The sequence below is a fragment of the Actinoplanes palleronii genome (assembly GCF_016862315.1).
Classification (GTDB): domain Bacteria; phylum Actinomycetota; class Actinomycetes; order Mycobacteriales; family Micromonosporaceae; genus Actinoplanes; species Actinoplanes palleronii.
Genome location: NZ_BOMS01000088.1, coordinates 147,843 through 153,842, shown reverse-complemented (window position 1 = coordinate 153,842; position 6,000 = coordinate 147,843). Strand labels below are relative to the sequence as shown.

Annotated in this window: 10 protein-coding genes; 3 read left to right on the top strand and 7 right to left on the bottom strand. The window is 64.3% G+C overall.

The genetic code is table 11. From position 1 onward, the window contains the following. Positions 1-339, top strand: a 339-nt coding sequence (gene tnpA / locus Apa02nite_RS28305; RefSeq protein WP_203827701.1) for an IS200/IS605 family transposase, incomplete at its 5' end; no start/stop codon positions are given. Positions 340-851: 512 nt separating this feature from the next. On the opposite strand, the gene Apa02nite_RS51980 is transcribed toward tnpA, so the two are convergent. Next, on the bottom strand, positions 852-983 hold the full coding sequence (locus tag Apa02nite_RS51980; RefSeq protein ID WP_275412535.1) for a hypothetical protein: 132 nt from the start codon (positions 981-983) through the stop codon (positions 852-854). Here Apa02nite_RS51980 and Apa02nite_RS28300 point away from each other — a divergent pair. After that, a complete protein-coding gene (locus tag Apa02nite_RS28300; protein ID WP_239164627.1) occupies positions 982-1,296 on the top strand; it encodes a hypothetical protein in 315 nt (104 codons plus the stop codon). The two genes, Apa02nite_RS51980 and Apa02nite_RS28300, sit on opposite strands and share 2 nt — an antisense overlap. A gap of 172 nt (positions 1,297-1,468) precedes the next feature. On the opposite strand, the gene Apa02nite_RS28295 is transcribed toward Apa02nite_RS28300, so the two are convergent. The 4 genes from Apa02nite_RS28295 to Apa02nite_RS28280 form a co-directional block, all read right to left on the bottom strand. Further along, positions 1,469-2,044: a hypothetical protein gene (locus Apa02nite_RS28295; RefSeq protein WP_203827700.1), complete on the bottom strand. Its 576-nt coding sequence runs from the start codon at positions 2,042-2,044 to the stop codon at positions 1,469-1,471. 56 nt (positions 2,045-2,100) lie between these two features. Further along, complete coding sequence (locus Apa02nite_RS52415) at positions 2,101-2,385, bottom strand: DUF2283 domain-containing protein (protein ID WP_203827699.1); 285 nt, start codon at positions 2,383-2,385, stop codon at positions 2,101-2,103. A 178-nt stretch (positions 2,386-2,563) separates the two neighbouring features. Then, complete coding sequence (locus Apa02nite_RS28285) at positions 2,564-3,076, bottom strand: hypothetical protein (protein WP_203827698.1); 513 nt, start codon at positions 3,074-3,076, stop codon at positions 2,564-2,566. Between the two features lie 128 nt (positions 3,077-3,204). Next, on the bottom strand, positions 3,205-3,507 hold the full coding sequence (locus tag Apa02nite_RS28280) for a MafI2 family immunity protein (protein WP_203827697.1): 303 nt from the start codon (positions 3,505-3,507) through the stop codon (positions 3,205-3,207). Between the two features lie 328 nt (positions 3,508-3,835). Between Apa02nite_RS28280 and Apa02nite_RS28275 the strand changes: the two genes are divergently transcribed. Then, entirely contained in the window at positions 3,836-4,582 is a 747-nt protein-coding gene (locus Apa02nite_RS28275) for a DUF6928 family protein (protein WP_203827696.1), read from the top strand. A 113-nt stretch (positions 4,583-4,695) separates the two neighbouring features. Here Apa02nite_RS28275 and Apa02nite_RS28270 read toward each other — a convergent pair whose 3' ends face one another. Both Apa02nite_RS28270 and Apa02nite_RS28265 read right to left on the bottom strand, forming a co-directional pair. Beyond that, entirely contained in the window at positions 4,696-5,169 is a 474-nt protein-coding gene (locus tag Apa02nite_RS28270) for a hypothetical protein (RefSeq protein ID WP_239164631.1), read from the bottom strand. A gap of 173 nt (positions 5,170-5,342) precedes the next feature. Beyond that, positions 5,343-5,846 (bottom strand): YcxB family protein, encoded by a 504-nt coding sequence (locus Apa02nite_RS28265; RefSeq protein ID WP_203827695.1) that lies wholly within the window; start codon positions 5,844-5,846, stop codon positions 5,343-5,345. Positions 5,847-6,000 lie beyond the last annotated feature (154 nt).

Sequence of the window (6,000 nt, the reverse complement as noted above, 5' to 3'; positions counted from 1 at the left end):
TTCCGGCACCGGGTGTTCGGGGACCGGCACCTCGCCCGGATGCAGGAAATCATGCGGGCGGTGTGCGCCGATTTCGAAACCGAGCTGGTCGAGTTCAACGGGGAGAACAACCACGTGCACCTACTGGTCAACTTCCCGCCCAAGGTCGCCTTGGCGAAGCTGGTCAACAGCCTCAAGGGCGTGTCGTCGCGGCGGATGCGCCAGGAGTTCCCCGACCTGGTCCAGCACTACTACCGGGCCAACAAGCTCTGGTCGGGCTCGTACTTCGCAGGCTCCGTCGGCGGCGCACCGCTGAGCGTCGTACGCCAGTACATCGAACAGCAGAACCGCCCTGTTTAAGGCACGCTCGGGCCTGGCGGCCCTCCCGCGCGGGCCTTCACCCCCGGGCTGAAGCCCGGAGCACTGCCCCGCAACCCGGTAGCCGGCGCCGTAGTCGTCGGCGCCGAAGAGGAAGCGGGGGTTCTCCTCGTCCACCGCGTAGATCAGACCGGCGATGTGGTCGCGCCGTTCGAGCTTCGCGGGCGGGTCGCCGGGTGTCAGCACCTCGACGATCGCGAGCATCTCGGCGCCGGTCGGCAGGGCACCGGCGTGCTGCCAGCCCAGCCACGCGCCGAGCATCCCGATCAGCGGCACCGTGACCGCCACGATCCCGACCGTCCGGGCTGCCCGGCCGATCCGCCGGCTCAGGGATGGCCGACGCGCTTGTGTCGCGATCGCTGCGGTCATGAATCGTGCTCCCTCAGCGTTCGCGCGACAGTGCCGGATCCTGATCATTGCCGGACCGCGATAAGCGCCGTTCCACCGCGATGAACGCGCCGGCAATGCCGGGCGAACATCTCGTGGTCGTCGCGTCAGGCGGGGCGGTCCCGGCGCAGCACCCGGTGCAGACGGTCGTCGATCGGCTTGTCCGGTTCCAGCTCGCCCTCGGCGACCAGCGCGAACCCGGCCTTCTCCCTTGCGCTCGCGGTCCGCGGAGCGGGCATGGGCGCGACCATGGTGCTCGCGCCCTCCCTGCGGCAGGCGATCGTCCCCGCCCACCTGATCGGCCGGGTCACCTCCACCTCGCGCATGCTCGCCATGTGCGCCGCCCCGTTCGGCGCCTTCCTCGGCGGCTGGCTGGCCGCCACGTTCGACGTGCGCACCCCGCTCTACACCGCCGCCGGCCTCCTGCTCGCCATGACCGCCGTCACGACCACCATGACCAACAACCGCCGGGTGGAGGCAGCACTGCGCGCCGCCGCCGCGACCCCAGCGTCCGACGATCCCGTACGGCAGGATGCAGCCGAATTGTCGTGACGCCGTAGCAGACAAACACAGCTCCCAGCAGCGTCCATAATCGCGCTCCCGCCGACCTCATCTGCCGACGAGAGTGCGTGTTTTTACTTGCCGTGGCACCCTTGCGTCGTGTCGAAGAGGGTCAATCCCGGCGCGCCGATTGCATCGACGAATGGACGGTATCGGATCATGTCTAATCGGGATGTCTAACTCCGTGTGATGGGTCGGAGTTGCCACACTTATCGGCTGCCTCAGCGGCATTCAGAGCCTCGATTAGGAGCCAGTATAGGGCGTACCGACGGTCAAACCCTTTCGCGGTTGCATAAGCGTCGATTCTCGAGATCAAATCTGCACCTGGCTGGAAGAATATAGGTTCTCCGCTGGCCGTCGGTATGATGTTTGGCGGATAATCAAGCCGAATCTCCTCGGCTGCACCGAAGTAGTGCTCGACAACGTTCTGCATTCCGAAGACCGACAGCCATCCAACGGCATCCTCGTCGCTCCAAAGTGAGTAGTGAATTTCAGGATCACCGGGAGGCCGCTGTACGGAGTGCTCGAATACCCACTGGCCGCTAGCAGTCCGCAGTAGGCACTCCTCCCTGATGAGCTTGCTGCTATCGCCCGCTGCGTCACTACCGGGATGATTTTCAAAGCCTTGCCTCGCAAGCTTTCTAAAGCGCAGTGTCCTGTCGTAGTCGAATGACCCCATCTTTAGTGGGTTCTTGTCCCATGGACTGTTGGTATAGTGCATCTCGATCCACTTGGCCACGGTTCCTCCTCGGCTGCGGATGTGTATGCTGCCAATCAAGCCTACGGTCGCCCGAATCAGGCCACGCGGATATGAGGCTGCCGAGCCCTACGGGGACTGGCGGTAATGCTGAAACTATTGCAGCGAACTCGGCCGCGCGGATTCGAAGCGCGTACTTGGGGGACATATGGCCCTACCTCAAGACCGATCAGGCGGCCAGTCGCATCGAAATCCAGGTTGATCATGCCGTTTACGTCGACTGGATCGCACGGATACATCGTCGCCGCCCGAGTACCAGGCGCCTGGAAGTAGATGTAGGCCGCATCCGCGACCTCGTCGTAAGTGACCTTCAACGGCACCATGGCGTACAGCTTGCCAGCCCCGTCAGCGCCGACCGCGAGGGCACTCTCTTGCCGCAAGTCGCTCGTCAGGCGCCATCGAGCCCATCACGCACGGTAACCGGTGACGGGGCGGCGCCGACAGGCGGATCTGCCGACTTCAGTACATTCCGCCACCGAAGTCAAGGCCGCCGAAGGCCGGTCATGTCTGATTTTCGCCGATAGTTTCGGCTTTCGATCGGGCGTTGTGACCGTAGGGCCCGTCCCGCTCTGCCTGGTCACTCAAGACGCGGCGCGCCTCATCGGTCCGGCCTTGATTCAGCAAAATATCCGCGGCCCTCATGGATGCGAAGAAATCTCCCGCATTCGCCCTGCCCAGCAACCGGTCCAGCAGGCCGCGCAGATACAGCAGCTCAGCAAGAGCATGAGCAGCCGACCCCTCCTCCGCCGCTTCCGGATCAGCATCGTGCTGTTCCAGCTGCGTGATGGCCAGCGTCAGGAGCTCCGGAGTGTCCAACCGGCGGCTCAACCGACCAAGCGCGTCGTCACTGCCATAGGCAGTGACGTGACGAGCCGCGATAACGGCCTCCCCGATTCGGCCTGCCGGCATCAGCAGCTCGATGAGTTCGTCAGCAGCCTCGAACTCGCCGAACGTGAATACGAGGCTGTGGAGATAGCTGACCCGGTCCTCATCGACGAAACGGTTGAACCGCAACGGCCCAGCCTCTGGCGATTCGCGCCTCCGCCGTACCCAGTCCTACAACGCCACAGGGCAAATGATGCCACGCCACAAGTGGACGTCCTCATCTGCCGCGATTCGGGCGATGGCGCCCACGACTCGGGTCATGGTTGCTTCGCCACGTAGACACGGCGGCCGAGGTTTCCCGGCCAAGTAGCGCCCGGCTCACCCACGTGGATTGATGCCTCAATTTCAACCGCCTTGCCTTGAAGCGCGTCCAGCTCGAATACCAGGTCGTCGACGTCTTCCTCAACCTGCGGAGTCCGCTCGTGGACAGCGACGTGCAGGACGATCCGGTCCGGCTCCGTGCAAACCGAGATGGCTCGCATATCACGGGAGATCAGCCCTAGCGCAGCCTGGACTACTTCAAGCACCACGCGGTTCTCTCGCGCCAATGGCGATTCCATCGTCAGCTCCCCAGGACGCCGGCTGACGCCGTACGCGGACTCTTCGACACACCCTTGCTCGGGCGCTTGTCGAAGATAGCTGCGGTGCCATCTCAGCGCACCTGGCTTCGCCAGAGGAGTTCACTCAACTGCCGCTGTCCGTGCTCGGGTCGGCCGCCGCCGCGTCACGGTCGGTAACCGGCGGTCTGGGCTGGTGTCATTGTCGTGCTGATACGCGGTTGTAGCAGCAATCCGGTAGCGGGGTGCGCCGAGTACGCATCACCCATGCCCGACCAAGGCCAGGTGGCCGTAGTCTGCGTGATCATCCCCGCAAGAGGCGAAGGGTCCAATGGGCGCGAAGACTGCACTGCTTGCTTTCACTGAGGGCGCTCTGCGCCCCGCTCTGCGGGAAGCGGTTCGAGCCGACCCTGCGGAGGTCCTCGCCCTGGTGCGCGAAATGCACCCCGCCTACGAGGTGACACCGATTGACGGCGGCGTACTCGGCGACGACACGTACCCGCCGGACGACACCACCTACGCGACTGTGCTGGCCGGCGCTGAGTTGTTCTGCGATCGTCGGCTCGTCTATGACCCCCCATCGCAGCTACCCGCCCGTCTGCTTCGTGCCGCAGGTGACCGGCGGATCATCATGCACGGGATGCACTCAGTCTCCGATTGGCTGTGCTTCGCGGTGTGGGAGAACGGCTCTCTGGTCCGCTCGCTCAGCGTTTCTCCGGACGGCGGCATCGGGGAGAACATCGGCGAACCGTACGAGTTCGAGCGTCCGTACTGGGCGGGCGAGCAGCCGGTCGGGTCGACGTTCTCAGGAGAGCCGTACCCGCTGCCGTTTCATCCGCTGGAGTTGGGTGAGGACGCCTTGCGCGCCTTGTTCGGTTTCATCTTGGAAGGCCTGCCGGACCCTGCCGACGTCGACCCGTTCGAAGTTCCTTTGCAGGGGTTCCGGGTCGCTGACCCGACCGGCCGCGAACAGGCGGAACGCGAGGCCCACATGAAGCAGCTACTGCTGCAGATGGGACCGCCGCGCCGCTACCGCATGATGCTCGACGGCACATTCCAGGAAATCGCCGACGCTTGACCACCTCGCCGAGGTGGCCTCGATAGACTTCCGGATCTGCCGCAGAGAACGCACGTGCGACTACTCCGGGTCTGGCCGGGCGCCTCAGGAGAAGATCAGCCATGGTGATCCCTCTATCGAACGCGTTCGGCATCCAGTAGATCAGCCGCTTCGGTGAGGACAGCTACGCACTCGTCCGCCAGGATCCTGGCAACGACGACCTTTTCCTGGTCCTCGGGTAAGTGATCGTCGTCCCGCAAGACGAGGGTGATGATTAGTTCGTCGCCGTTCAGGTAGGCGAAGCAGGTCACGTTGTCGGCGGTCGGACCCCAGTCCATTAGCCGGAATTGCTCCGAGAAGTCTGACTCACCGGCGCAGGCCTGCGCGTAGAGCAGTCGGCAGATCTCCTCCGGCGAGCGCTCCGGGAAAGGACAGGTCCTGACGTCACGGCGGCGGACCTGCTCCGCGTCACGCCGCAGGTAGTGGGTAAAGGAGGGAACGTACGCCGTGTTGTCGACGGTGGTCAGCCATGTGCCACCGGCCCACACATCGACGGTGCGTAGATCGCCCGTCGCCGCGTCGGGTGGCCAGACCTCGCCAACCTCCACAGCCAATCTGGCTCGGTCACCAAGGCGTCGCATCATAAGGCTGACCGACCGCCGGGTCGAGGCGGCGTGCATCGACCCGGACGCTGGTCAGACCTGGTTCCAAGGCCCACAAAGTTCCAAGTCGAGCCGGAAATGGTAGAGCGAACCCAGGTCGCTCCAGGATTTTCTGCTGGTCAGTTGCGGGCCAGGAAGTTCTGGAACAGGTAGCGCAGGTATTCCACCTGCGCCGGGCTGGTCAGGCTGCGCTTGGGCAGCGGGATGTTGATGCCTTTGTGAGCGGCCAGTCCGACCAGGAAGAGCGTGTCCGTCTCGCGTATGCGTCCGATCGCGGCCCACGTGTGCAGCGTCGAGGTGCCGCCTTGAGTGAAAGTGATGCCCACATGGGGATCGATGCGCGCTCGGGCGGGTTGTCGTACTGCCGGGCTCGATCGCCAGGCCATTTCTACCAGGAGAGCAGGTAGCACGAAGGGTCCCAACACGCCCGCGGCCATTGCTGCCAGTGCTCGGTAGCCCACGTGAAAATCGCCGGTGGTCAGCGCGACCAGGAGCATGAGGATCAGCAGCAGACCCATGAAGCTGACCAGAATGATCCAGGCGACCTTGCGGGCCGGCGTTATCAGGGCCGCGCGAACAGCCGTTCGATGATCCGCCTTCTCGGGTTGCCAGGTGATGTCCACAACCACATCGGATGTTGGCGGCATGAGTCCTCCGACTATGGACCGCCGCCCGGGGCGGTCCAACCTGTACAGCAGCTTCCTGGCCGCATTGCAGTTGATCCATCGCTGCGGCAGTGGAGGCTACCTCAGCCGATGTGCTGTGCGGTTTTCCCAC

Coding starts and splice junctions, on each gene's coding strand:
- Apa02nite_RS28280 (WP_203827697.1), bottom strand. CDS start 3,507: ATGGAATCGCCATTGGCGCGAGAGAACCGCGTGGTGCTTGAAGTAGTC.
- Apa02nite_RS52415 (WP_203827699.1), bottom strand. CDS start 2,385: ATGGTGCCGTTGAAGGTCACTTACGACGAGGTCGCGGATGCGGCCTAC.
- Apa02nite_RS51980 (WP_275412535.1), bottom strand. CDS start 983: ATGCCCGCTCCGCGGACCGCGAGCGCAAGGGAGAAGGCCGGGTTCGCG.
- Apa02nite_RS28275 (WP_203827696.1), top strand. CDS start 3,836: ATGGGCGCGAAGACTGCACTGCTTGCTTTCACTGAGGGCGCTCTGCGC.
- Apa02nite_RS28300 (WP_239164627.1), top strand. CDS start 982: ATGGGCGCGACCATGGTGCTCGCGCCCTCCCTGCGGCAGGCGATCGTC.